This is a genomic window from Salinicola salarius (assembly GCF_002179555.1).
In the GTDB taxonomy this organism is placed as follows: Bacteria; Pseudomonadota; Gammaproteobacteria; order Pseudomonadales; family Halomonadaceae; genus Salinicola; species Salinicola salarius_A.
Map to the genome: position 1 here is coordinate 301,186 of NZ_NHOU01000002.1, position 25,611 is coordinate 326,796.

Sequence of the window (25,611 nt, forward strand, 5' to 3'; positions counted from 1 at the left end):
GAATCGTACGACTAAAGATATCGAATTTTTGTCCGTTATTTTTCGAAATTCCCCATAGAAATCGTGACAACCTTCATCCATAAGGCAAGGAATCTCGTCAGCATGCCCACGATTCAACGGGTCGAAGTTCAGGACATTCGTTTCCCGACCTCCCGCGAGCTGGACGGGTCGGATGCCATGAACGCCGCGCCGGATTACTCGGCCACCTACGTCATCCTGCATACCGACGCCGACGACGGCATCACCGGCCATGGCCTGACCTTCACCATCGGCCGGGGCAACGAGATCTGCGTCAAGGCGGTAGAGTCTCTCGCCTCCCGCCTGGAAGGGCGTTCGCTTTCGGATATCACCGGCGACATGGGTGCCTACTGGCGCGAGCTGACCAGCGGCGACAGTCAGTTGCGCTGGCTGGGTCCGGAGAAAGGCGTCATTCATCTGGCCTGTTCGGCAATGATCAATGCCGTCTGGGATCTGTGGGCGAAGCACGAAGGCAAGCCGGTGTGGAAGCTGCTCGCCGACATGACGCCGGAGGCGCTGGTGCGGTGTCTCGATTTCCGTTTCGTTACCGATGCGCTGACCCCGGAAGAGGCGATCGGCCTGCTCAAGCGTCGCGAGGCCGGCAAGGCCGAGCGCGAAGCCGCGCTACGCGAGCACGGCTATCCGGGCTACACCACCTCGGCCGGCTGGCTGGGCTACTCGGAAGAGAAGATGCGCCAGCTCTGCCGCGATGCCATCGCGGACGGCTGGGATCATTTCAAGCAGAAGGTCGGCGGCGACATCGAAGAGGATCGACGTCGCGCCCGTATCCTGCGCGAGGAGATCGGCGAAGCGCGCCTGCTGATGATGGACGCCAATCAGATGTGGGATGTCGACGAGGCGATCGCCAACATGCGACGGCTGGCGGAGTTTCGCCCTCACTGGATCGAGGAGCCGACCAGCCCCGACGACGTGCTGGGTCACGCCGAGATTCGTCATCGCCTGGCGCCGATCGGCGTCGCCACCGGCGAGCACTGCCACAACCGGGTGATGTTCAAGCAGCTGTTTCAGGCCGATGCGATCGATTTCTGCCAGCTCGATGCCGCCCGGCTGGGGGGCCTCAACGAAGTGATCGTGGTGCTGCTGATGGCCGCGAAGTACGACATTCCCGTCTGCCCCCATGGCGGCGGCGTGGGCCTATGCGAATACACCCAGCACGTCTCGATGTTCGACTACATCGCGGTTTCCGGCTCGTTGGAAGGCCGTTTGCTCGAATACGTCGACCATCTCCACGAACACTTCGTCGACCCGGTACGAATCCGTCGCGGGCATTATCTGGTGCCGGATGCCCCCGGCTACGGCGTCACCATGAAGGCGGACTCGCTCGCCGCTCATCGATATCCCGATGGCAGCGCCTGGCAATGACGGCGCCGCCGACCCGAGCATTCGGCCGCCGCCGAGACCCGCGGCGCCGGACTGCACGTCACTCACGCCATGCACGCCAATTGCGCTATTCACTTCACTAACGTTCTGGAGCTGAAGATGACAACAATCACATCATCGCATCCCGCCACACGATCCCGCCGCGCCCGTTCTCCGTTGACGACGCTGATGGTGGCGACCGTCCTGAGCTTGACCAGTCTCTCCGCCACGGCCGCCACCGAGATGCCGCCCTTCCCGGAAGTGACCGGCGATGTCGTCGAGGGCGACGGCAACGACTACAGCCTCAAGTTCAACATCGGCCTGACCCAGTCCAGCGCGCAGTACCGGGGACTGGAATACTTCAAGAAGATCGTCGAGCAGCGTAGTGACGGCCATATCGAGGTGCAGACCTTCCACAGCGCCCAGCTTGGCGATGACCTTCAGTCGGTCAGCGCCCTCCAGGCCGGCACGCTGGAAATGACGGCGCCTTCCACCTCACCCATGGTCAGCATGTTCCCGCAGTTTGCGGTGTTCGACCTGCCGTTCCTGTTCCCGACACCAGAGATCGCCGACAAGGTGCTCGACGGCGATATCGGCCAGCAGATGCTGGAAGAGGCGTCGACGAAAGGCCTGGTCGCTATCGGCTGGTCCGAGAACGGCTATCGCCAGCTCACCAACAGCAAGCAATCGGTGACCTCCCCCTCGGACCTGGACGGGCTGAAAGTCCGTACCATGCAGAACCCGATCCACCTGGACATCTGGCGTACGCTTGGCGCCAACCCGACGCCAATGTCGTTCGCCGAGCTGTTCACCGCGCTGGAACAGGGTGTCGTAGACGGGCAGGAGAACCCGTGGATCACCATCGAGTCCTCCAAGTTCAACGAGGTCCAGCCCTACGCCACCGAGACGAACCACGTCTACACACCGTTCATCACGCTGGTTTCCGAGCGTTTCTGGAACCGCCTGCCGGAGAGCTACCAGCAACTGCTGCGTGAGGCAGCCAAGCAGATGGGCGACTACGAACGCCAGGTCAGCCGCACCCTCAACGACCAGATCAAGCAGGAGCTGAAGAACGAGGGCATGCAGATCACCGAGCTCACGCCGGAACAGATCGCGACCTTCCAGGAGGATCTGGCGCCGGTCTACGACGAGTGGCGTGACAAGATTGGCGGCGACCTGATCGACCGTATCCGCGCCGAGTCCCAGGCTCAGTAAGTGCCGATTCGCCGCAGGCGTCACGGACGCCTGCGGCTAGCCCTGCGTGATCATGGAGGTGATGATGAATGCCGACTCCCCCGCCACCCGGGGTCTCCTGGGCTGGCTCCGCCAAACGCTGGAAATCGCCGCCGGGCTGCTCGTGCTCGGTGTCGTCTTCTGCGTCACGGCCAACGTCTTTGGTCGTTTCGTACTCAACTATTCCTACACCTGGGCCGAGGAGCTCTCCCGGGTGCTGTTCATCTGGCTGGTGCTGCTGGGCGCCGGCGTCGGCAGTCTCAGCAACGAGCATGTGGCGGTCACCTTCTTCCGCGACAAGGCGCCCGCCGGCCTGCGCAAGGCCGCGGTCCTGCTGAGCATTGCCATCATCTACATCGTCTGTATCTGCATTCTGCTGGGGTTCAAGGAAGTGATCTCAGGTTACACCAGCGCCACACCGATGCTGGGCATTCCCCAGACCTTCCTTTACAGCGCCATGCCAGTGATGGCGATCCTGACGATGATCGCCAACACCATTGCCTTGGTCGAATTGATCAGAGGCGCCCTGTTTCGGAGCAAGACACCATGATCCTGTGGAGCATTCTGATCGGGCTGGCGATCTGCATCGTCATCGGTATGCCGATCTCGTTCGGCCTCGCGGCCATCAGCCTGTTCATCTTCTTCGAATCCGGCTATGCGCTGACGCCGATCGTATCCCAGGCGGTCAATGGCCTGGACTCCTTTCCTCTTCTGGCGATTCCCTTGTTCATTCTGGTCGGGGAAGTGATGAGCGCGGGCGGTATCGCCACTCGACTGGTCCGTCTCGCCAGCGCCCTGGTCGGTTTCGTCGCCGGTGGCCTCGGCCAGGTGGCAGTGCTCACGTCAATGTTCTTCGGCGGCATCAGCGGCTCCGCCGTGGCCGATGCCTCCGCCGTCGGCAGCATGATGATCGAGCCGATGAAGCAGCATCGCTACAGTGCGCCAATGGCAACGGCCATCGTGGTTGCCGCTTCGGTAGTGGGCATCATCATTCCGCCGTCGATCCCGATGATCCTGTTTGGCGTGGTCACCAACACCTCGATTTCACAGCTGTTCATGGCGGGGATCGTGCCCGGCATCCTGATCACGCTGGGGCTGGCGGCCACTACCTACGTACAATCGCGCAAGAACGGGCGCGGCCAGCCGTTCTCGGTGCCTGAGCTGTTCGCGGCATTGAAGGAGGCCCTGCTGGCGCTGCTGTTGCCGGTCATCATCGTCGGGGGCATTCTCTCCGGCGTGTTCACACCGACGGAGAGCGCGGCGATCGCCCTGGTCTACGCCTTCGTGGTGTCGTTCTTCATCTATCGCAGCCTGACGTTGAAGCGCTTCTTCGAGCTTTGCATCGCTACCGGCAAGCTCACCGGCGTCGTGATGCTGCTGCTGGCGTTCGCCAGCGTGCTGGCCTGGCTGCTGACCGCCAACATGATTCCGCAGCAACTGGTGGTCACCCTGTCGGCCATTACCGAGAACCAGTTCCTGCTGCTGCTGATACTGACAGGATTCCTGCTGGTGGTCGGCTTCTTCATGGACCTGACCCCGGCGATGGTCATTCTGGCCCCGCTGATGACGCCGGTGGTGGTCAAGCTGGGCGTCGATCCGGTCTATTTCGGCGTGCTGATGTCGTTCGTGCTGGGGATCGGCCTGATCACGCCACCAGTGGGAACGGTGCTCTACGTCGGCTGCGGCGTGGGCAAGGTCGGCATGGAGAGTCTGGTGAAGAGCCTGCTGCCCTTCTATTTCACGCTGTTGGCACTATTGGCGCTGTTCCTGCTCTTCCCCCAGATCGTGCTGTGGTATCGCTGAGGCCGAGTGATTTCGATGATGCTGAGTGATTTCGACGACATCCCCTTCGATGGTTCCTAGAGAGGTGATTCATGACCCCGCAAGCTGCGCTGCTCGACGATCTGGCTACCCTACTTGGCAAGGGCGGGCTGCTGACCGAGGCCGACGACATGGAGCGCTATCGCGTCGACTGGCCAGGCCATCGCGGCGCCGAGCCGCTGGCCGTCGCCCGTCCCTCGACGACGCGCCAGGTGGCCGATGTGGTGAGCTACTGCCATCGCCACGATATCCCGCTGGTGCCACAGGGCGGCCACAGCGGGCTGGTCGGCGGTGCGCTGCCGGATGCGGATCACCCCGAGCTGGTCATCAGCCTCGAGCGCATGGCGTCGATTCGCCATGTCGACCCCATCAACTTCACCATGAGCGTCGACGGCGGCTGCGTCCTGCAGTCGATCAAGGATGCCGCCGAGGCGGCCGACTGTGATTTCCCGCTCTCGCTGGGGGCCCAGGGCAGCTGCCAGATCGGCGGCAATGTCTCGACCAATGCCGGCGGTCTCAATGTGCTGCGCTACGGCATGATGCGGCAGCTGGTGCTGGGTCTCGAGGTCGTGCTGCCGGACGGACGTATCTACAACGGCATGAAGGCGCTGCACAAGAACAACACCGGCTACGATCTGAAGCAGGTGTTCATTGGCGCCGAGGGCACGCTCGGCATCGTTACCGGTGCCGTCCTCAAGCTGTTTCCGTGTCCTCAGATCAGCCGCACGGCGCTGCTGGCGTGTCCGAACGTGGACGCGGTGCTGGCGCTCTACGCCCTGGCGAGACGCAGTTGCTGCGATCTACTGACCGCATTCGAACTGGTGCCGCGCACCTGCCTCGAACTGGCGATGGAGGCAGCCCCCGATCTGCGCGACCCGCTCGACGCCCCGGCACCGGTCTACGTGCTGATGGAGGTCGCCGCCAGCGGGCCACTGGACCTCGACGCCATGATAGAAGACCTCTTCGAGCGCGGGTTCGAAGCCGGCGCCCTCACCGATGGCGTGCTCGCCGCCAGTGAAAGCCAGGCCGGGAATCTCTGGCACATCCGCGAAGCGATGCTGGAGGGCCAGCGCAATCGGGGCGAACACCTGCGCACGGATGTCTCGATACCCATTTCGTCGCTGAGCGCCTTTCATCAGCGCGCTTCCGAGGAGATCCAGGGGCTATGTCCGCAGGCGACGATCATCGCTTACGGCCATATCGGTGACGGCAATCTGCACTTCAACATCCTGCCGCCGCCCGAGCAGGGGGCCGACGAGCGTTCGGCGCTGCTGCACGAGCTGGAGGAGCGGCTGTTCGAGATCGTCGACGACTTCGACGGCAGCATCAGCGCCGAGCACGGTATCGGTCGCTTCAAGCAGAGTGCTTTCATGGAGACGCTATCGGAACCGGAATACGACATCATGCGGGGGCTGAAGCACCTGCTGGACCCCCGCGGCCTGATGTCTCCCGGTCGCATTCTCCCCCGCCCCGCCGAATGACGCGCCGGGCTCGGACCCGGCGCTCGATCCCGTTCAGGAAATTTCGTCATGCCCCATTCCCACACGCTTTCGGACCGTCCCGCCCATCCCGATAGCCGGACCGTCGCCGTCATCGGCACCGGCATCATGGGCGCGCCCATGGCCAGCCGTCTGGCCGCCGCCGGCCATCGCGTACGCGCCTGGAATCGCTCGCCGGACAAGCTGGTTCCGTTGCAGCGCGTAGGCGTGGAAGCGGCCAGCTCTCCCGTGGCCGCCGCCCGCGACGCCGATGTCGTCATCGTCATGCTGAGCGCCGGGCCGGTCTGTGACGAGATTCTGCTGGGCGAGGACGGTGTCATTGCCATGATGCCGCCCGGCAGCAGCCTGATCGTGATGAGCTCGATTCCCGTGGATACGGCTCGGCACCAGGCGGAAGTCGCGAACCGCCAAGGCGTCGGCTACCTGGACGCCCCGGTCTCCGGCGGCGAACGCGGCGCCATCGACGGCACGCTGGCGATCATGGCCGGCGGCGAGGCGGAAGTCTTCGAGCGCTGCCGGGCCTTGCTGGCGAATCTCGGCCGCCCGACCCACGTCGGCCCTGCCGGGAGCGGCCAGCTTGCCAAGCTCGCCAACCAGATGATCGTCGCGAATACCATCGCCACGGTGGCGGAAGCGCTGCTGCTGGTGGAACGTGGCGGCGCCGATCCCGCGCAGGTGCGTGAGGCGCTGATGGGCGGCTTCGCGGATTCGACGATCCTCAAGATGCACGGCCAGCGCATGCTCGAGCGAGATTTTGCCCCCGGCGGCCCTGCCAAGTGGCAGTACAAGGATACCCAGACCGCGATGGCGGAGATGACTCGCCTGGAACTGGATCTTCCGGTCAGCATTCAGGCCGATGCGCTGTTCGGCGACATGCTGAGCCACGGCGACGGTGAACTGGACCACAGCGCGCTGATCCGGGAACTCCACCGTCGCAATGGCATGGCCGTCGACTGATACATTGGCGGGCGCCCCGCTCTCTTGCGCGCCCCGCCCTCTTGCGCGTTTCGGGTCAGCGCTGGCCGAGCCAGCGCAGATAGCCCGGCGCCTCCAGTTCGCCGGTATGGCGGAAGTTGGCCAGTCGCTCCTGAACCAGCGACTCCGATGCCTCGAGATGTTGATGCAATGCCGAGCCGGCCAGCGCGGGGCGGCGTGCCTGCATGACCTCGAATACCTGCCGATGCGCCGCAAAGAACGGATCGCCCGGCGGCAATTCGATCTCTTCTCCCAGCAGGTGCTTGCTGATCAGCAGGATTGGCCGCGTGCGCTGCAGCATGATCAGTATCTCGGCATTGCCGCCATGCTCCAAGGCTTCGTGATGCAGGTCGTTCTCCAGCGCATCGAGCTGACTGGCCTGAACCTCGGGATAGCGGGCCTGCGCCTGATCCAACCTGTCGAGATAGCGGCGAATCGCAGCGTCGGGGATCCGGTCGCAGGCGCGCGCGATCATGAACGGCTCCAGCTGCCGCCGGGCCTCGTAGAGTTGATGCAACCGCTCGTCGTCCAGCGGCACCACGTTCCAGCTGCTGTACTTGATCTTCTCGACCACCCCCAGCGACTGCAGTTGCAGCAGGATGCGATACGTCGTGGCACGGCTCACATCCAGCGACTTGGCCAGCTGCAGCTCGTTGAGCTCGAGACGCCCCTTCATCGAGCAGAGCACGATATCGTGCTCGACCTTTTCCGCCAGGGCGCGCCAGGAGTCCGTGCGCCTGACCGAAGCCCGCCCGCCCGCCGCGCGAAAATCGGCGGCAGTCAGCGAACGCCGCACGACCGTATGCGGATCGCGACCCACCAGGAATCCGCGCCCCTCGAAGCGGCTGATGGCCCCCTCCTGATGCAACCGCCCCAGGGTCTGGCGTACCGGAGAGCGACTCATGCCGAAGATTTCGGCAATGTTGCCTTCGAGCAGCACCAGCCCCGGCTCCAGGTGCCCGCTCGCCATGCTGCGCAGCAGCGCATCGTATAACTGATCCTTGAGTGTCTTTGCCATCGAACGCATTCCCGCCGTGTGTCAGGAGAGCGCGAACCGGGACGTGCCACGATTCAGCGATAACGAGTATTGCATACAAAGATCGTCACTGGCTGCCCGACCTAGGGACTACGCCCCGTCCTGAATCACCCGGAAGAGGCCCGGTCAACGCCGGGCCGACGACAGGCAAAATAAAACGCCGCCCACTCGAAGTGGGCGGCGTCTCGATGCTACCTGGGGCTGGGCCCCGCTATCGGATCAGTCGTCGGCAGTTCAGGCGCGAGAGCGTCGCACCGGCGCGTCGCCATCGTTGCGACGACGCGGCGCGCGTTCGGGTGCGCCTTCGTCTTCGGAGATCTCCAGCGGCCGGCCACCGACGCGAGCCCGTGCCATCTTGGCCAGAATCGAGGACGGCAGACCGCTCGGCAGCTCGACCACGGAGAAGGCGTTACGGATATCGATACGGCCGATGCGTCCGCCTTCGATGCCGCCCTCGTTGGCCAGGGCACCGACCAGCTGACCCGGCTTGACGCCATCCTTGTGGCCCACGGAAACGCGATAGCGCGTCATGCCTTCACGCGGCGCGCTGTCGCGGCGGCGCGGCGCGCGTTCACGGCCGCTATCTCGGCCGCTATCTCGGCCGCCCTCGCGGCGCGACGGTGAGTTGGTGATACGCCCGATCGGAGCTTCACCGGCTCGCGCCAGCGTGGCCAGCGCCGCCGCCAGATCGATCGGATCGTGACCTTCCTCGACCAGCTTCTCGATCAGCGCGCGCTGATGATCCGCGCCGGCGTCGAGCATCTCGCGCAGACGCGCACTGAAGCGGTCGTCGCGGTGAGCACGAATGGCTGCTTCGTCGGGCAGCGGCATCTCGGTCATGGCCTGGCCAGTCGCCTGCTCGACCCAACGCACCTTGCGGGTCTCGCGACCGCCGGCGAAGGTGATGGCAACACCGTCACGACCGGCACGGCCGGTACGACCGATTCGGTGGATATAGGCTTCGGAATCCTGCGGCAGGTCATAGTTGACCACGTGCGTGATGCGCGGCACGTCGAGCCCGCGAGCCGCGACGTCGGTGGCCACCAGCACGTCGACCTTGCCACGCTTGAGGCGTGTCACGGTGCGCTCGCGCAGGCTCTGGTCGAGATCACCCGACAGCCCGGCGGCGTTGACGCCACGGGCGGTGAGCTGCTCGACCAGCGTGGTGCACGCAGCACGTGTGCGCACGAACACGATGGCCGCGTCGACCGCTTCGACTTCGAGAATACGAGCCAGCGCTTCCAGCTTGCTGGGACCTTCGACCCGCACCACACGCTGTTCGATGTTTTCGCCGGTGCTGACCTTGGATTCGATGGTCACCTTGACCGGATCGACCAGGTAACGGTTGACGATACGCTCGATCTCGCTCGGCAGCGTGGCCGAGAAGAACACCCGCTGGGCATCTTTCGGGGTATCAGAAACCACACGCTTGACGTCGTCGATGAAGCCCATGCGCAGCATTTCGTCGGCTTCGTCGAGGACCAGGGCAGACAGGCCATCCAGCTTGAGGCTACCGCGATCCAGGTGATCGATGATCCGACCCGGCGTGCCGACGACGACCTGGGCACCACGCTTCAATGCCGACAGCTGCTCGCGATAATCCTGACCGCCACAGAGGGTGGCGATTTCCAGCCCTTTCAGGTTCTGGCCGTACTTGGAGAACGACACGGCGACCTGCTGTGCCAGTTCCCGCGTCGGGGCCAGCACGAGGACTTGCGGTTCACGCCGGCCGAGGTCGAGCCGGCTCAGCAGCGGCAGCGCGAACGCGGCGGTCTTGCCGGTACCGGTCTGCGCCTGGCCCAGCATGTCGCGACCTTCCAGCAGCGCAGGGATGGTCTGCGTCTGGATCGGTGAAGGAGTTTCATAGCCCAGGGTTTCGAGGGCAGTCAGTACTTCCGGCAATAGAGCCAGATCGCCAAAGCTTGGCGAAGCAGTAACAGTCGAGGTCATTTCACACCTTGGAGTGGCCGGTAGGCACCGGCGAAAATGTCATGGCATCGGTGGCGTGATCACCACGGAATGCCGGTCGCACCTGGCATTGCGCATATCGCCCCGCGAATGGCGGAAGCGATAGCGTATGTGGCGACCTTGATGCGCCCGGTTGCTTGAAACATCAACCGATCTAGGCGCTCCATCGTTGCATCCGGACGCGAAAAACGGCTTGGCCGTGCGTCATGTACGAGATACGTCCGGTGCTGGGCATCGATTCACGGATCGATGGCGTCGATTACAGACATATCGGCAGGATGGTGGGGTCAACACATGCGAGGAGGCGCTACTATACCATCGGCGTAAGCGTTTCACCACCGGAACGTAAAAATCCTACAGAAACGGGGGAACGAGGCCGCCGGGATGAAGCGCTTCGTCGAAGGCCGTAGACTATGTATCCCTCTCTCCGGCCACCGAGCATTTCGCCATGCCGATACCCAAGCCCACGCTGTGGGTCGACGCCGACGCCTGCCCCCGCGTCGCCCGCGACATCATCCTCCGGGCCGCCGAACGCACGCAGACTCAGACCTGGATGGTCGCCAATCACGCGCTGCCGTTACCGCCGTCGGCCTGGGTCAAGTCGCGCTCGGTGGCGCATGGCTTCGACGCCGCGGACAACGCGATCGTCGAGGCTGTCGTTTCCGGCGATCTGGTCATTACCAGCGATCTGCCGCTGGCGCAGGAAGTGATCGAACGCGGCGCCGAGGTCATGACCACCCGCGGCGAAAGCCTGAGTATCGACAACATCAAGGCGCGAGTGCAGATGCGGGACTTCATGGAGACGCTGCGCGCCAGCGGCGAACATACTCGGGGACCCAACGCCTACACCGATGGCGATCGCCGGGAGTTCGCCAACGCGCTGGATCGCTGGCTGCAACGCCATGCCCGCGGCTGACGTGGTCACGGCCGGCGCGCAGCAGGTCGTCAACCGGCTCTCAATCGGCGCCGCGAATTCCCTGCCCGGGTAGTCGCCCACGGTCATGTGGCGCATCCAGTGTCAGCGACGGCCCCAACGGAACGATCCGAGTCGGATTGATCGTCGGATGACTGTAATAGTAGTGGCGCTTGATGTGGTCGAAGTCCACCGTCTCCCCGATGCCCGGCCACTGATATAGCTCGCGCAGATAATTCGACAGGTTGGGAAAGTCGGCGATGCGCTGGCGATTGCACTTGAAGTGCCCATGGTAGACCGCATCGAAGCGTACCAGCGTCGTGAACAGCCGGATATCGGCCTCGGTCAACCACTCTCCCGCCAGATACCGCTGGCTCTCGAGCCGCGCTTCCAGACGGTCGAGACAGTCGAACAGCGCCACGAAATGCTTCTCGTATACCGCCTGCTCGGTTGCGAAGCCGGTCTTGTAGACGCCGTTGTTGACGTTGTCGTAGACGTCCGCATTGACCTCGTCGATGACGTCACGCAGGTCGTCGGGATAGAAATCCAGACGGTTGCCGGTCAATTCATCGAATGCCGAGTTGAGCATCCGCAGGATCTCTGCCGATTCGTTGTTGACGATGCGCCGCTGTTGCCGGTCCCACAGCGCAGGCACCGTCACCCGGCCGGTGTAGCGAGGGTCGGTCAAGGTATAGAGCTGGTGATGGTAGTCGACGTGGTTGACCTCATCGCCGCTCGATCCCTCGTCCACGCGATAGCTCCAGCCCTGGTCGAGCATCAACGGGCTGGTATGGGAGACGCCGATCTCCGCCTCCAACCCCTTGAGCTTGCGCATGATCAGCGTGCGGTGGGCCCACGGACAGGCCAGCGATACGTAGAGATGATAGCGTCCCCTTTCCGCCGCAAGCCCTGGCTGCCCTTGCGGCCCCGGCGCGCCGGCAGGCGTGATCCAGTCACGCAGCTTGGCGGACTCGCGCACGAATTCGCCGCCGTGGCTCTTGGTGTCATACCACTGGTCTCGCCATTCTCCGTCGACAAGCAATCCCATGAGTCTCTCCTGTCAATGCCAGTGCGCGCCGTTCGGTGACGCGTGCCGTTAGATGCCGAATGGCTGACAGGATAGACCGCTTCGGTCAGAGATCGAGCGTAATAACTCGGCTCATTCGTTCGGCTGCATCGATGCATTCGAGTTCTGCGGCCGGGCATCCTGTGGGCAGGTAGCGACTACGCTGGCCATCAGCGCCTCGGCCAGGGCACGCGTCGCCGGACCGGCGCCATCGATGTCACGATGCACGAGCTGCAGCGATACCCGGCGCACGCCACCTGCGCGCAACGGCAGCGCCTTCAGTCGCCCCTGGTCCAGCGCCGCGCGAATCCGCGTTTCCGGCACCCAGGCAAAGCCCAGCCCCCGCTCCAACATGTCGATCGACGTCGATAGATGCCCCAGGGTCCAGCGCTGTTCCGCCTTTAACCACCCGGCGTCGAGCCGTTGACGAATCGCCGAATCGCGCACCACCAGTTGACGATGTCGTTCCAGGTCGCGCAAATCCAGCTCGCGCTCAAGCTGATGCAAGGGATGCCGGGGATGCGCCACCGCGATGAAAGGCACGTCGACGATGGATTGCCCCAGGAAGCCCTGGGCGCTGACCCCCGAGATGACGAGGTCGGCATGCCCCTCATACAACATTTCGACAGCACCATTGAGGACGGTTTCATGCAATTGAACGCGCACGTGGGGAAACGCTTCCGAAAATTGCGTCAACGCCTCGGCCAGAGCATCCCCTGGAAAGACCTGATCCACGGCCAGCGTGACTTCTGCTTCTAGCCCACCGGCCAGACGCTCCGCCACGTCCTCCAACGACGCCGCGTTTTCGATGAGTTGACGCGCTCGACGCAGCAATAGACTCCCTGCCTCGGTGAGCACGACCTGACGCCCCCTGGGCTCGAAAAGCACCACGCCCAGCTGCTCCTCGATCTTGTGGATCGCGTGATTGAGCGTCGACGGGCTTCGATGAATCACTTCGGCAGCCTTGGCAAATCCACCGTTATCGGCTACCGCCGCCAGCATTTGCCACTGCAGCAACGTCACTTTCGGCACAACACTCTCCCGTTAGCCTCGAACCTTCATGCGCAGAAGAATCCCATGAAAGTCCGGCTTTTCTTCAATTCGATATTCTGCCGTCAGGTTAAGCGTCAGCGCCACGACCATGACTGACCTGCTGTTACGATGCCGAAAAAACACCCTGACCATGGCAATCTTCTGGAACAATAAAATTCCTACAAATCTTATACGAGCCAATATTCTGCTGGAAAACAGCGCTTTATTGTGCACCATAGTGGTGCGCAACCATGCACCACTGCGTTGCATGTCCTTACGCTCGGCTACCCCCCGCCCATACTTTCAGCTGATGTCTTTTCCTCGCCGAAGCCCCGCGAGACGGGGTCTCGTGTACTGTATTTAAATACAGACTAGACAATTAACACGAGCTTGGGGTACGGTCACCCGGCCTTTATTTAAATTTGTCATCCTTTTTCATTCGGGCCTCATCTTCATGTTGCGAATATTCCATTCGCTACCCCGCACGCATAAAGTGTTATTGCTTCCGGTTGCCACCATGGTCACCGTGCTGGGTACGCAAAAAATCATGGGGGTTTTCGGGAATGCCGAAAACGACCAGCAGCAGATTCCTCTCGCGACGACGACGACCATCTCTCAGTCGATCGTCAACTCAGCCGCCCCGAAAGAGGCGGCAGAACCCACATTTTCCCTCGGCGATTTAACGCAAGACATTCCTCTGGCGCAACTGAAGCCGCTGGAGGTAATGCATGTCGATTTCATCTCCGAAGCGCGGGCTGACGAAGGTTCGACGGTGCCTTCGCAGGCGCAGGCGATCTCTCCCATCGTCAAGCCGGCCATCGAGCCCAACGTGAAACAGGTAGCCATGCAGCTGCCTGCGGAAGACGTACAACCAGCGTCCGACGACGATGGCAGCGACATCGGGGGCACGTCTTACGAGGACTGGTCGTTCGACAATACGATGGACCCTTCCGGCGATACCGAGCTGGGTGACGAGATCGCTTCCGAGGAAACCTACGTCCCCGAATGGCAGAGCTATACCATTCAAAGCGGTGACTCCTTCGCCCTGACTGCCGAAAGAACGCTGGGTCTCGTGTACAGCGATGTGATGCAGATCCTCAACACCGTACCGGATCAGAAGGTCCTGACCCGATGGCGTGTCGGCAATAGCTTCGACTACAAGCTCGACGAGAATGGCCAGCTGCTGGCACTGCGCGTGATGAAGGATCCTCGAGAAGGCTACCTGATCCAGCGCGGCGATGAAACGGCAGAGTTCGCCTACTCCCCGGTAGAGAAAGCGGGAGAAGCCACTCAGCGCATGTTCAGCGGCACCGTCAGCGGCTCGTTCGCCTTGTCGGCACAGTCGACAGGCCTATCCAACGCAGAAGTGTCCAAGCTCACCAACATTCTCTCCAAGAAGCTCGATTTCCGCCGCGATACGCGCGCCGGCGATCAATTCCGGGTGTTGGTGGAGTCCGAGATGATCGACGGTCAATCCATGGACTCCAAGATCCTGGCCGCCGAATACGAAGGCCAGCGCATGGATCTGACGGTGCTTCGCAATAGCGCCGATGACCATTTCTATACCCCGGACGGCAACAGCCTCGACCCGGCGTTCAATCGCTATCCCTTTCAAGGTGACTACCGCATCAGTTCGCCGTTCAACCTGCGACGTCTTCATCCTGTCACGGGTCGGATCAGCCCTCACAAGGGCACCGATTTTGCCATGCGCACTGGCACGCCGGTTGACGCACCCGCCGACGGCGTCGTCGAACGCGTAGTCGATCATCCGCTCGCCGGGCGTTATATCGTCATCCGCCAAGACAACGGTTATACGACTCGCTTCCTGCATCTGAGCAAACCTCTCGTCAAACCCGGCGAGCGCGTCAAGATGGGTGAAAAGATCGCCTTGTCGGGGAGCACTGGGCGCGTTACCGGACCCCACCTTCACTACGAAGTCATGGTCAACAACCGTCAGGTCGATCCCATGCGCGTGAAGCTGCCGGAATCCCAGAGCCTGCGTGGCGATGCCCTCGCCGCCTTCAAGCGCGAATCGGAAAACCTGCTGGCCAAGCTGGATCAGCGGGATGACAACGAACCGGCTATCGCGCAGGTGGAAGTCAAGAAAGGCGACGACGCCGACGACAATACCTGAGATCACGGATCGCCCGTTCATCGAGCCCTGCTTCGGCAGGGCTTTTTCGTTTCTGCCGTCTGGCTCTCCCTCGTCAGCGCAGGGATAGGTACCGGCCATCAGAAGATCACGCGACCGGTTTTTGCTGCCGATGTGAAAAAAGGGGGTAGCGCTTTCGGCGTCGTGGGGTCATTCTGGTAACGACTTCATCCGTCAGAGAGGTAAAGCCGACACAGTCTTTACGTTCCAACGATAGTGGCACTGACGGAGTGAGTCGGGCGACATCGAGCTGTCACCGCACTCTGTCAGGGTCGAGAAGCCTTGAACTCACAGGAGTGCTTTTGCCGATGGTGCGAATCGACAAGAAAGCGAACAGGCTCTACGTACTGGACACCAATGTCCTGATCCACGACCCAACAGCCCTCTACCACTTCGAAGAGCATGACGTCGTCATCCCGATGACGGTGCTCGAGGAGCTCGACAAACACAAGAACGGCATGCGCGAGATCGCGCGCACGGCCCGACAGATCAGCCGTACCCTATCCGACCTCACCGCTCACGTTACCCCACGGGAGATCCAGCAAGGCATCCCCATTCCTCGCGTGACCGGCGGCCCTGCCGGCCGCCTGCGTTTCCTCTGCTACCGAGACCTGGCGCCGCTGGAGACGCTGGAAAACTCCCCGGACAACCGCATCCTCGCCGAAACCTGCCGGCTCCGCGATGAACGGCCGGATGCCTCGGTCATCCTGGTGACCAAGGACATCAACCTGCGAGTCAAGGCCACGGCACTCAACGTGCCGGTCGAAGACTATCTCAATGACAAGGCGTTCGATGACCTCGACGCGATGATCGAAGGCGCAAAGGTCTACGCCGACGCAGGCCGCGACGGTCGCAGTCTGTGGGAGTCGCTGGACGTCGAAGTCATGGTCGAGCGCGCCGACGGCCACACCTTCTATCATCTGGAAGGCCGCATTCCCGAGGACTGGCACGTGGGAATGCTCGTTTCCGACAGCGACAACGGCGCGGAATTCGAAGCGATCGTGCGCAGCCATGGACCCAGCAAGGCGACGCTGCAACTGCTGACGAACTACCGGCATCATGGCGGCGTCTGGGGCGTGCATGCACACGACAGCCGCCAGAACTTCGCCCTCAACCTGTTGATGGATCCCTCCATCGATTTCCTCACCCTCGCTGGCAGCGCGGGCACCGGCAAGACCTTCATGACCCTGGCGGCTGCGCTGCAGCAAACGCTGGACGGCAAGCAGTTCGAACGTATCGTCTTCACGCGGGCACCCATTCCGATGGGAGAGGACATCGGCTTCCTGCCAGGCACCGAGGAAGAGAAGATGTCGCCGTGGATGGGCGCCTTCCACGACAACATGGACAACCTGCTACGTGACGAGCGTGAGGGCTCGTCCAGCTGGAACGATGGCGCGACGCGCCAGTTGATCGGCTCTCGCGTGCAGATCCGCTCACCCACCTTCATGCGTGGACGCACGCTGAACGACACTTTCCTGATCATCGACGAGGCTCAGAACTTCACGCCCAAGCAGCTCAAATCCCTGATCACGCGTGCCGGGCGCAATACCAAGATCGTCTGCCTGGGCAACGTCGGCCAGATCGATACACCCTATCTCACCGCCAACACCTGCGGAATGGCCGCAGTGGTGGAACGCTTCCGCGACTGGCCCCATGCCGGTCACATCACCCTGAAGAGCGTCGAGCGCTCGAGACTTGCCCTGGCGGCGGAAGAGCTGCTCTAGATCCATTCCCATCGAAACCCAGACGCAAACGCCCCGGCTTGGCCGGGGCGTTTGCGTTCGACACTCACCGCATCGCGCTTCAATAGTCTTCTTCGGAAGGCTTCTTGTTGTTCATGACGTCTTCGATCAACTGCTCGGATTCGCTGCGCGGTGTCTCTGCCATGATCCGCTCGGCCTCTTCCCAGGAGCAGACCTCGGCATTGCAGGAGGTGCAATAGACCTGATCATCCGCGGATTTGGCCTGGGAAACCTTCATCATGTGGTTGCCACAATTGGGGCAGCCCTTGGGCATGCGAAACTCATCGGAAAAGTCTGACATGGCGTCACTCCTTGTCGGCCACTGAATGTCTGTGTTGAGTGTAGTCGAGTTGCGGGTGCCTGCGGCGATATCTTCCTGACGCGTCAGGAAATCGCAGCGATCTCAACGCCGCCAGACGACACAAAGGTTGTTGGCCGGCAATTCACGGATCGCCTCGCACGTCAGCCCATTGTCGCCGGCCAAGGCCTCGACCGTTTCGAGGTCGCGAACGCCCCAGCGCGGATCCCGCGAGCGCAGGTCCGCATCGAACGCGGCATTGCTGGGCGCGGTATGCTCGCCATGACGCCGGAAAGGTCCGTAGACCACCAGCACACCACCCGCCGGAAGTCGCCGGCCAGCCTCGGCAAACAGCGCTTCGCTCGCATCCCAGGGCGAAATATGCAACAGGTTGATGCAGACGATCGCGGCGAGATCCGGCAGCATCGGCCACTGCCCGGTGACATCGAGACGAACCGGCGCCGCCAGATTGTCCAGCGCCTCGGCTTCGCGCCAGGCCGCGATCGACGCCAACGCCGTCTCGCTGGGGTCCGAAGGCTGCCAGCAAAGCGGCGCCAGATGGTGGGCGAAATAGACCGCATGCTCGCCACTGCCGCTGGCGATCTCCAGCACCCGCCCCGTCTGCGGCAACGTCGATCGCAACACGTCCAGGATCGGCTCCCGGTTGCGCCGGGCCGCGGGGCTGGACAGGCGCCGGTCGGCTCCCTCGCGCTCGAGGTTATCCATGCTGTTCATGGCGAACTCCGATCATCCCAGCGTCGCGGTCAACCAGGCCGCGATGTCCTGTGCCTGCTCGGGGCAGAGACTGTGCCCCATCTCGTAGGTCCGGTAATTGACCGGATACCCCAGCGCTTCGACCTTTTCCGCGCCTTCCCGGCCCAGCGATTCCGGGACGACCGGATCGGCCGAGCCATGATGGGCTTCGATGGGCAGGTGACGATTGGCCTCTGCCAGCTCGATGCTGTCGGCCGTGGCGAAGTAGGTCGACAGCGCCAGCAAGCCCGCCAAAGGCTTCGGATAGGAGAGCGCCGCCTCGTAAGCCACCGCCCCACCCTGCGAGAAGCCGGCGATCACGATACGACGGCTGTCGATGCCGGCGGCGATCTGTGCGTCGATCAACCCGTGGACCCGCCTGGCCGATGCCCGCAGCTGCTCGACATCGACCCGCCGCCCCAGATTCATCTCGAGAATGTCGTACCACGCCGGCATCGTCATGCCACCGTTGACGGTAACCGGCAGTTGCGGCGCGTGGGGCAGCACGAAGCGAACGGCCAGGGAATCGGGCAACCCCAGCGCCGGTATCAGCGGCTCGAAATCATGACCGTCCGCCCCCAGCCCATGGAGCAGAATGACGCAGGCCTCGGCTTGTCGCCCATTCGTCGGTTCAATGATCAATTCTTGCGCAGATGCCATATTGGATCGTCCTCGTCGCCCCAGTTTGGATTCAAGATTCTCGCCACCCAGTTTAACGTGCCATCCGAAAGCTTGCCCGCTGCGTAGTTCAATGAATAGTTCAATGAATAGTTCGATGAGTAGCTCGATGCGTAGTTCGAGGAGTATTCGAGGAGTAGTTCAATGAAGCGGCCATAGCGCCTCATCTCACCCTGGTGGACCGATGCTATGCTGACCCCGAATCGCCGGACCCGACTCAAGGACGAGCCATGATGTCTTTTCTCGACCGGGCGCCTCGCTGGCGCCTGGTGCTGGCCCTGCTGTTACTCAACGGCTTGCTGCTGACGCCGGAACTGCCCTGGGCCGGGTTCCCGCCAAGGCACTGGATCGCACTCGAGGCACCGCTGGTCGTCGGGCTGTTGGCACTGTTGCCGCCAGCGCCCTGGCGGCGCTGGATCGCCGGCCTGATTGCCCTTCTGGCGCTGGTCATCGTGCTCGGTGCCGCCGGCGACGCCTTGACCCAGACCATGCAGGGCCGGTCGCTGAACCTCTATACCGACATCAAGCTGATCCCCATTCTGATCGAACTGGTCGTGACCAATCTTGGCCTGCCGCTGGCGATCGCCGGACTGCTGGTCATTGGCCTGGCTCTGCTTGCCCTTGGCCTCGTGCTGACGAAACTGCTGCAGGGCTTTCATGGCCGCAACACGTCGCGCGGATTCGCGCTGCTGCTGATCCTTCTGGGGGGTGCGGGTCTGGCCCGCATCGACGCCATGAACCGCGACGAGACGACGGGACTCACGGCCAGGATCGGCCACCCTGCCGTCAGCTTCGTGACCTTCGAATGGCAGCGTGCACAGGAAACCCGTCAGGCAATGGCAGCATTCGGACGCCAGCTATACGAAGACGACCACGCCTACGCCAGGCCCGATGGCCAACCACTGCCGGGGCTGGCCGATACCGACGTCATCCTGGGCTTCATCGAATCCTATGGCGTCGCCGCCATCGAGCGCGCACCGTTCGAGGCCGAAATCAGGCCACGCCTCAGCAAGGTCGAGAGCCAGCTTGCCGATGCAGGCCTGTCGGTCGTCACCGGGCGCGTCACCGCCGCCACGCTGGGCGGGCAGTCCTGGCTCAATCACGCCACCTTTACCAGCGGCCTGCCGGTCACGTCCCAGTTGCGCTTCGAGCTGATGATCAACAGCCCCCATTCGACCCTGATCGACGATTTCCAGGCCACCGGCCACGACGCCGTCGCCCTCATGCCGGGCATCACCCGGGAGTGGCCGGAAGGCGGTCTCTACGGTTACGACGACATCCACACCTCGGACAGCATGGGCTATCGCGGGCCTGCGATGGGCTGGGCGAGCATGCCGGACCAGTTCACCTGGCAGCGGGTCGAGGACTACGTCCTGTCACGCCACGACGGCCCGACCTTCACCGAATTGGCCACGCTCTCGAGCCACGCCCCGTGGTCGCCGGTGATCGATGTGATCGATGACTGGACGTCGATCGGCGACGGCCGGGTTTTCGATCGGTGGGAAGGTGCGGGCGAGGATTACGCCACGCTGTGGCAGGACACGGCGGCGATGCGCCGAAACTACGCCCCGGCGATCGACTATGCGCTACAGGCCGCCAGCGGCTTTGCCCGCCGCTACCTGGGCCAGGACAGCAGCGGGAACCGCACGCTGCTGATGGTGCTCGGCGATCACCAGGCTGCACCGGCGATCATCGGCGACAACCCCGGCCGGGACGTGCCGCTGCATGTCATCAGCGACGATCCGACGTTGCTCCGAGGGTTCATCGACAACGGCTTCCGGCCCGGCATGTTCCCGCCCGGGCCGGAAGCCGCGATCCCCATGGAGGGGATGCGCGGCCTGCTGCACCGGCTCTACGGCAACCTCACTCCTGATGAGACGGCGCCGACTTCAGGTTCCGGCTCTTGATCAGGCTGGCCACGGTGGTGATGACCAGTGTGCCGAGGATGATCGTCATCGACAGCCAGATCGGGATCTCCGGCACCAGGTGCAGTGGCTGGCCACCGTTGATGAACGGCAGGCTGTTGGTATGCATCGCTTCGATGATCAGCTTGACGCCGATGAAGGCCAGAATGAACGATAGCCCCAGGCTGAGGTAGACCAGACGCGTCAACAGACCACCGAGCAGGAAGTACAGCTGCAGCAGCCCCAGCAGAGCGAAGGCGTTGGTGGTGAAGACGATGTAGGGCTCCTTGGTCAGCCCGTAGATCGCCGGGATCGAATCCAGCGCGAACAGCACGTCGGTCATGCCCAGCGCCACCACTACCATGAACAGCGGCGTCACCAGACGCTTGCCGTTCCTGACCGTCAGCAGGCGATCGCTGTCGAACTCATCGGTGGCCGGCAGGCGCTTCTGAATCCAGCGCACGATGGCGTTGGGTTCGTACTCCTCGTTCTCGTCATGACCGCCCGTGCCCTCGCGCACCAGCTGGATCGCGGTGTAGAGCAGAAACAGCCCGAACAGATAGAACACCCAGCTGAACTGCGCGATGGCCGCAGCGCCGACGGCGATGAAGATGCCACGCAGAATCAGCGCGATCACGATGCCAATCAGCAGCGCCTTCTGCTGGTAGGCGCGCGGCACCGCGAACTTGGCCATGATGATCAGAAAGACGAAGAGATTATCGACCGACAGGCTCTTCTCGGTGATGAAACCCGCGAAATACTCGGCGCCATGCTGCGCGCCCCAGACCCACCACAGGCCGCCGCCGAAGACCATCGCCAGAGCGATGAAGAAGACCGACCACCAGGCCGCTTCCTTGAAGGAGGGATCGTGGGGCTTACGCACATGGGCGTAGAAATCGAAGATGAATAGTGCGGCAATGCCAGCGACAGTCGCCAGCCAGACCCAGACGGGTACGTGCATAGAGAAACCTCCGGTAGACGGTGAACGTCACCGAAAGTCTCTCCCGTCACTCTGATTGCCCTGTCTCCAATCGTGACATGGCTCACAGAGCGACCGATAGCGCCGGGGCATGTGGCCCGTGCTGACGACGCTATCGTCGGGGAGGATCGACGATCCTGCCCGTGGGATACTCCCCTTCCGTGCTGCGCGCATTGTGTCCCGAAGCCAGCCACGACACAAGACTTGCCCGCAAGTCAGGCAACGGCATTCAATGCTGCTCGCCGGTGCTCTCGGCTGACGGGGTTGCTTCCTCTTCCTGCTTCGTTCCCTTCATGAGCTGTTCCCGGGCGGAAGGCGAACCGGAGTCGCCAGAGTCGACATCGTCGCTGGTCTGGCCATCCTCGCTGCTCATTTCGTATTGTGCCGACGCGCCCTGATTCTGGCCCTCGACCGTGTCCGCCTGCATGTCGGGGTTATTCTGAGTCTGGTTATCTTCACTATTCATTTCGCCAATCTGACTCTTCGTCTGGACGTCGTTGCCTGACTGGTCGGTGCTGTTGGACTGTGCCATGGCCCCGGTGGAGAACAACGCAATGGCGATTATCGATGCAAAGTGAGAAATGCGCATGGTATGACTCCTTGCTGGTATAGATCACTACCGTTGGCAGCATCGAAAGCCTTTGCCTTCGATCACCTAAACGATATAGAAGTCATTCCGTCACCAGACAATTACGATGGTTAACAGACTTTAAGCTGCCAGAACGATCATGGATTTCACGCGCGGGAATACAACCGTGCTCCCCATTCAGCAACTTCGTCTCATGCCATCGCTGCTACAAGCTCGCGCCGATGGCACTCCTCGGCGTGGTCGTTGACCATGCCGACGGCCTGCATCCAGGCGTAGACGATCACTGGGCCGGTGAACTTGAAGCCACGCTTCTTGAGCGCTTTGGATATCTCCAGGGAAAGCGGCGTCTGCGCAGGCACGGGGCCGTCGTTTTCAAAAGAGCGCTGGATCGGTCGGCCGCCGACCATGCCCCACAGGAACTCGGAGAATTCCTCGCCGTTGTCTCGCATGGCGAGATACGCGCGGGCGTTGCCGATAGTAGCCTCGATCTTGGCGCGGGAGCGAATGATGCCGACGTTGCCCATCAGTCGCTCGACGTCGTCGGCATCGAAGCGAGCAACCCGCTCGGGATCGAAGCCCGCGAAAGCTTCCCGGAAGGCGTCGCGCTTCTTGAGAATGGTCAACCAGGAAAGGCCGGCCTGGAAGCCGTCGAGCATCAGCTTTTCCCACAGCGCGCGGCTGTCGTACTCGGGAACGCCCCACTCCTCGTCGTGATACTCGGCATTCAGCGGATGGGTCTGCGCCCAGGCACAGCGCGGCAGGTCAGGGATCGGTTCACTCATCATCGGCTCTCGCGGGATTGTTTTCGCAGGGTCGTGGTGGGGCCGATTCTGCCGTCTATCGCTGACGCAGCCAAACGAAAAAGAGCCGGCGATGCCCCAACGCATCGCCGGCTCGTAGCTCGTAGCTCGTGGCTCGTGGCTCGTCGCTCGTCGCTCGTCGCTCGTCGCTCGTCGCTCGTAGCTCGTAGCTCGTAGCTCGTAGCTCGTAGCTCGTAGCTCGTAGCTCGTAGCTCGTAGCTCGTGACTAGCGAAGCGTCCCGTGCGGATCGATGACGAACTTCTTCGCCGCGCCACCATCGAAGGCGGCATAGCCTTGCGGCGCTTCGTCCAACGAAATGGTCTGGACGTTTACGGCGCGACCGATCTGCACTTTGTCGTGGAGGATCGCCTGCATCAACTGGCGCTGATAGCGCATGGCCGGTGTCTGCCCGGTGTGGAACGACATCGCCTTGGCCCAGCCAAGGCCGAACTTCATCGAAAGATTGCCTTGTTTCGCTTCCTCGCTCTCCGCGCCGGGATCCTCGGTCACGTAGAGCCCCGGAATCCCGACCCGGCCACCGGCCTGGGTAATCTCCATGGCGGCATTGAGCACTGTCGCCGGCTGTTCATGCGCATGGTTGTGGCCGTGGCAGTTGGCCTCGAAGCCCACCGCATCGACCGCGGCGTCGACCTCGGGGACGCCCAGCACGGACTCGATCAGCTCGGACATGCTGGCGTCCTGCTTGAGATCAAGCCCGACACAGCCGAAGCTTCGCGCCTGCTCCAGACGTTTGTCGTTCATGTCGCCGACGATCACGCACGCGGCACCCAGCAGTTGGGCGGAAACCGCGGCAGCCAGCCCGACCGGACCTGCACCGGCGATATAGACTGTCGATCCCGGCTGAACCCCGGCAGTCACGCAACCATGGAAGCCGGTGGGGAAGATATCCGAAAGCATGGTGAGGTCGAGGATCTTCTCCATCGCCTGCTCCCGGTCGGGGAAGACCAGCAGCTGGAAATCGGCATAAGGCACCATCACGTATTCGGCCTGGCCGCCGACCCAGCCACCCATGTCGACGTACCCATAGGCACCGCCAGCACGGTCACCGTTGACGTTGAGACAGATATGAGTATCGCCACGCCGACAGTTGCGGCACCGGCCGCAGGCAACGTTGAACGGGACCGAAACGATGTCGCCGACCTTGATGAATTCGACGTCGCGACCGCATTCGATCACCTCGCCGGTGATCTCGTGACCCAGCACCATGCCCTCGGGCGCCGTGGTTCGACCACGCACCATATGCTGGTCGCTGCCGCAGATGTTGGTCGTCACGACCTTGAGGATGACGCCGTGGTGGCATTGGCGGCTACCGAGAGCCAGCTCGGGGAAGGGAATACTTTCGACGGCGACCTTGCCGGCGCCGCGAAAGACGACGCCGCGGTTGGCGGGTGAAGACATGGCGTGGACTCCTGTGACTGGTCTTTAGATGCCTTCCCGATGTCCGCTCGAATCACGATCTCTCTCATCACGGTCTTTCGAGGAAGGCATGCCGTAGCCAGCGTACAGCTCCGGCGCAGCCGGGTCAAAAATCGATCACGACCTTGCCTCTCGGCTTCGAGCAGCAGGAGAGAATGAAACCTTCGGCTTCGTCTTCCTCGGTGATGCCGCCGTTGTGCTCCATCTCGACCTCGCCTTCCAGCTTCATCACGCGGCAGGTGCCGCAGATGCCCATGCCGCAGGCCTTGGGAATATGCAGGCCGAGCTTGGCCGCCGCCGAGTGGATCGTGTCGTTCTCGCTGACGCGAATACTCTTGCCACTGCCCATGAACTCCACCGGCATCAGCTTCGTCGTATCGATCTCTTCCGCATCGGCCTCGGCCTGCTCGGCCAGCTCCAGCACGTCCTCCTGCACGCTCAGCGGCGTCGCGCCGAAGGACTCCTGGTGGTAGCGCGACATGTCGAAGCCGTCTTCCAGCAGCACCTGACGCACCGCCTTCATGAACGGTGTCGGTCCGCAGCAGAATATCTCCCGCTCGAGATAGTCCGGCGCCATCAGCGTCAGCATCTGCCGCGTCAGGTAGCCCCGGAAACCGGACCAGGCCTGACTCAGCTCGTCGCTGCGCTCGCAGACGATATGCAGACGGAACTCCGGCAGCCGCGAGAACATGTGCACCAGCTCACGGTGATAGATGATGTCGTTGGGCGCCTGAGCACAATGGATGAACTCCAGATCGACGGCGGCGTTGGTGTCGAAGAACCAGCGCGTCATCGACATCAGCGGCGTGATCCCGACACCGCCCGACAGCATCATCACTTTTTCCGCCGGGTGATCGATGACGTTGAAGTTCCCCACCGGCCCGTGGACCACCATCGGATCGCCGACCTTGAGATTGTCGTGGAGCCAGTTGGAGACCTGGCCGCCGGGCAGTCGCTTGACCGTGATCGAGAAGCTGTAGGGAATCGAGGGCGAGCTGGAAATCGTGTAGGAGCGCATCACGGGCTGCCCGGCGATTTCCAGTTCCAGCGTGACGAACTGCCCCGGCTTGAAGAAGAACATGAGCGGCTGGTCGGCCATGAAGCAGAACGTCCGCACGTTCCAGGTTTCCTGGATGACCTTGACGCACCTCACCTGGTGGCGGCCGTTGGTCCAGGTTTGCGTATTGACCGGATTGAAGAATTGCATCATCACCGCGCTCGATCGGAGGAAGATGGCGCTGGCGAGACGACATCGGCCCGCACCGCCGCTTCCGGTGAATTACCCTCATGAGCGGATTCTGCGCACGCCGAGGTCGGCCGACTTGTCCATCAGCGAC

The 25,611-nt window shown here is 62.6% G+C and carries 23 protein-coding genes; 10 read left to right on the forward strand and 13 right to left on the reverse strand.

Translation table 11 applies throughout. From position 1 onward, the window contains the following. Positions 1 to 102: 102 nt before the first annotated feature. The 6 genes from CCD76_RS03040 to CCD76_RS03065 all read left to right on the forward strand — a co-directional run bounded on the left by CCD76_RS03040 (position 103) and on the right by CCD76_RS03065 (position 6,908). On the forward strand, positions 103 to 1,401 hold the full coding sequence (locus CCD76_RS03040; protein WP_087718051.1) for an L-fuconate dehydratase: 1,299 nt from the start codon (positions 103 to 105) through the stop codon (positions 1,399 to 1,401). A 117-nt stretch (positions 1,402 to 1,518) separates the two neighbouring features. Next, positions 1,519 to 2,613, forward strand: coding sequence for a TRAP transporter substrate-binding protein (locus CCD76_RS03045; protein ID WP_087718052.1), 1,095 nt, complete (start codon positions 1,519 to 1,521; stop codon positions 2,611 to 2,613). A gap of 64 nt (positions 2,614 to 2,677) precedes the next feature. Beyond that, a complete protein-coding gene (locus tag CCD76_RS03050) occupies positions 2,678 to 3,181 on the forward strand; it encodes a TRAP transporter small permease (RefSeq protein ID WP_087718053.1) in 504 nt (167 codons plus the stop codon). Then, positions 3,178 to 4,434, forward strand: a complete 1,257-nt coding sequence (locus tag CCD76_RS03055; protein ID WP_087718054.1) for a TRAP transporter large permease — start codon at positions 3,178 to 3,180, stop codon at positions 4,432 to 4,434. The genes CCD76_RS03050 and CCD76_RS03055 overlap by 4 nt, the downstream gene beginning before the upstream one ends. Positions 4,435 to 4,505: 71 nt before the next feature. After that, positions 4,506 to 5,933, forward strand: coding sequence for an FAD-binding oxidoreductase (locus CCD76_RS03060; protein WP_087718055.1), 1,428 nt, complete (start codon positions 4,506 to 4,508; stop codon positions 5,931 to 5,933). A gap of 48 nt (positions 5,934 to 5,981) precedes the next feature. Further along, positions 5,982 to 6,908, forward strand: a complete 927-nt coding sequence (locus CCD76_RS03065; protein WP_087718056.1) for an NAD(P)-dependent oxidoreductase — start codon at positions 5,982 to 5,984, stop codon at positions 6,906 to 6,908. A gap of 55 nt (positions 6,909 to 6,963) precedes the next feature. Here CCD76_RS03065 and CCD76_RS03070 read toward each other — a convergent pair whose 3' ends face one another. Together CCD76_RS03070 and CCD76_RS03075 are read right to left on the reverse strand one after the other, a co-directional pair. Further along, the gene (locus CCD76_RS03070) at positions 6,964 to 7,944 is read right to left on the reverse strand and encodes a GntR family transcriptional regulator (RefSeq protein ID WP_087718057.1); all 981 of its coding nucleotides are present in this window, start codon (positions 7,942 to 7,944) and stop codon (positions 6,964 to 6,966) included. Between the two features lie 252 nt (positions 7,945 to 8,196). Continuing rightward, positions 8,197 to 9,912 carry a DEAD/DEAH box helicase gene (locus tag CCD76_RS03075; protein WP_087718058.1) on the reverse strand — a complete coding sequence of 572 codons (1,716 nt, stop codon included), beginning with the start codon at positions 9,910 to 9,912 and terminating at the stop codon, positions 8,197 to 8,199. Positions 9,913 to 10,378: 466 nt separating this feature from the next. Here CCD76_RS03075 and CCD76_RS03080 point away from each other — a divergent pair, with 466 nt between their 5' ends. Then, positions 10,379 to 10,846, forward strand: coding sequence for a YaiI/YqxD family protein (locus CCD76_RS03080; protein ID WP_087718059.1), 468 nt, complete (start codon positions 10,379 to 10,381; stop codon positions 10,844 to 10,846). 40 nt (positions 10,847 to 10,886) lie between these two features. Here the strand turns inward: CCD76_RS03080 and CCD76_RS03085 are convergent, their stop codons facing one another. The 3 genes from CCD76_RS03085 to CCD76_RS03095 all read right to left on the reverse strand — a co-directional run bounded on the left by CCD76_RS03085 (position 10,887) and on the right by CCD76_RS03095 (position 13,211). Continuing rightward, positions 10,887 to 11,891: a glutathione S-transferase family protein gene (locus CCD76_RS03085; protein WP_087718060.1), complete on the reverse strand. Its 1,005-nt coding sequence runs from the start codon at positions 11,889 to 11,891 to the stop codon at positions 10,887 to 10,889. Between the two features lie 111 nt (positions 11,892 to 12,002). Continuing rightward, a complete protein-coding gene (locus tag CCD76_RS03090) occupies positions 12,003 to 12,941 on the reverse strand; it encodes a LysR family transcriptional regulator (RefSeq protein ID WP_087718061.1) in 939 nt (312 codons plus the stop codon). A 12-nt stretch (positions 12,942 to 12,953) separates the two neighbouring features. Then, positions 12,954 to 13,211, reverse strand: coding sequence for a hypothetical protein (locus CCD76_RS03095; RefSeq protein WP_143543247.1), 258 nt, complete (start codon positions 13,209 to 13,211; stop codon positions 12,954 to 12,956). Between the two features lie 247 nt (positions 13,212 to 13,458). Between CCD76_RS03095 and CCD76_RS03100 the strand changes: the two genes are divergently transcribed. Continuing rightward, a complete protein-coding gene (locus CCD76_RS03100) occupies positions 13,459 to 15,075 on the forward strand; it encodes a peptidoglycan DD-metalloendopeptidase family protein (protein WP_256961064.1) in 1,617 nt (538 codons plus the stop codon). Positions 15,076 to 15,401: 326 nt separating this feature from the next. Beyond that, entirely contained in the window at positions 15,402 to 16,817 is a 1,416-nt protein-coding gene (locus tag CCD76_RS03105) for a PhoH family protein (RefSeq protein ID WP_087718064.1), read from the forward strand. Positions 16,818 to 16,896: 79 nt separating this feature from the next. On the opposite strand, the gene CCD76_RS03110 is transcribed toward CCD76_RS03105, so the two are convergent. From CCD76_RS03110 to CCD76_RS03120, 3 genes are all read right to left on the reverse strand, one after another. Next, a complete protein-coding gene (locus CCD76_RS03110; protein WP_087718065.1) occupies positions 16,897 to 17,136 on the reverse strand; it encodes a hypothetical protein in 240 nt (79 codons plus the stop codon). A 102-nt stretch (positions 17,137 to 17,238) separates the two neighbouring features. After that, positions 17,239 to 17,868 carry a DUF938 domain-containing protein gene (locus CCD76_RS03115; protein WP_218776949.1) on the reverse strand — a complete coding sequence of 210 codons (630 nt, stop codon included), beginning with the start codon at positions 17,866 to 17,868 and terminating at the stop codon, positions 17,239 to 17,241. Between the two features lie 12 nt (positions 17,869 to 17,880). After that, positions 17,881 to 18,546 carry an alpha/beta hydrolase gene (locus CCD76_RS03120; protein WP_087718066.1) on the reverse strand — a complete coding sequence of 222 codons (666 nt, stop codon included), beginning with the start codon at positions 18,544 to 18,546 and terminating at the stop codon, positions 17,881 to 17,883. 248 nt (positions 18,547 to 18,794) lie between these two features. Between CCD76_RS03120 and CCD76_RS03125 the strand changes: the two genes are divergently transcribed. Further along, positions 18,795 to 20,471: a hypothetical protein gene (locus CCD76_RS03125; protein ID WP_087718067.1), complete on the forward strand. Its 1,677-nt coding sequence runs from the start codon at positions 18,795 to 18,797 to the stop codon at positions 20,469 to 20,471. Here CCD76_RS03125 and CCD76_RS03130 read toward each other — a convergent pair. The 5 genes from CCD76_RS03130 to CCD76_RS03150 all read right to left on the reverse strand — a co-directional run bounded on the left by CCD76_RS03130 (position 20,428) and on the right by CCD76_RS03150 (position 25,484). Beyond that, positions 20,428 to 21,429 carry a TerC family protein gene (locus tag CCD76_RS03130; protein WP_087718068.1) on the reverse strand — a complete coding sequence of 334 codons (1,002 nt, stop codon included), beginning with the start codon at positions 21,427 to 21,429 and terminating at the stop codon, positions 20,428 to 20,430. The genes CCD76_RS03125 and CCD76_RS03130 overlap by 44 nt on opposite strands. A gap of 247 nt (positions 21,430 to 21,676) precedes the next feature. Further along, complete coding sequence (locus tag CCD76_RS03135; protein WP_087718069.1) at positions 21,677 to 22,036, reverse strand: hypothetical protein; 360 nt, start codon at positions 22,034 to 22,036, stop codon at positions 21,677 to 21,679. A gap of 191 nt (positions 22,037 to 22,227) precedes the next feature. Next, a complete protein-coding gene (locus CCD76_RS03140; RefSeq protein WP_087718130.1) occupies positions 22,228 to 22,818 on the reverse strand; it encodes a DNA-3-methyladenine glycosylase I in 591 nt (196 codons plus the stop codon). A gap of 244 nt (positions 22,819 to 23,062) precedes the next feature. Then, on the reverse strand, positions 23,063 to 24,256 hold the full coding sequence (gene fdhA, locus CCD76_RS03145; RefSeq protein ID WP_087718070.1) for a formaldehyde dehydrogenase, glutathione-independent: 1,194 nt from the start codon (positions 24,254 to 24,256) through the stop codon (positions 23,063 to 23,065). Between the two features lie 124 nt (positions 24,257 to 24,380). Further along, positions 24,381 to 25,484 carry an FAD-binding oxidoreductase gene (locus CCD76_RS03150; protein ID WP_373419395.1) on the reverse strand — a complete coding sequence of 368 codons (1,104 nt, stop codon included), beginning with the start codon at positions 25,482 to 25,484 and terminating at the stop codon, positions 24,381 to 24,383. Between the last annotated feature and the right edge of the window lie 127 nt (positions 25,485 to 25,611).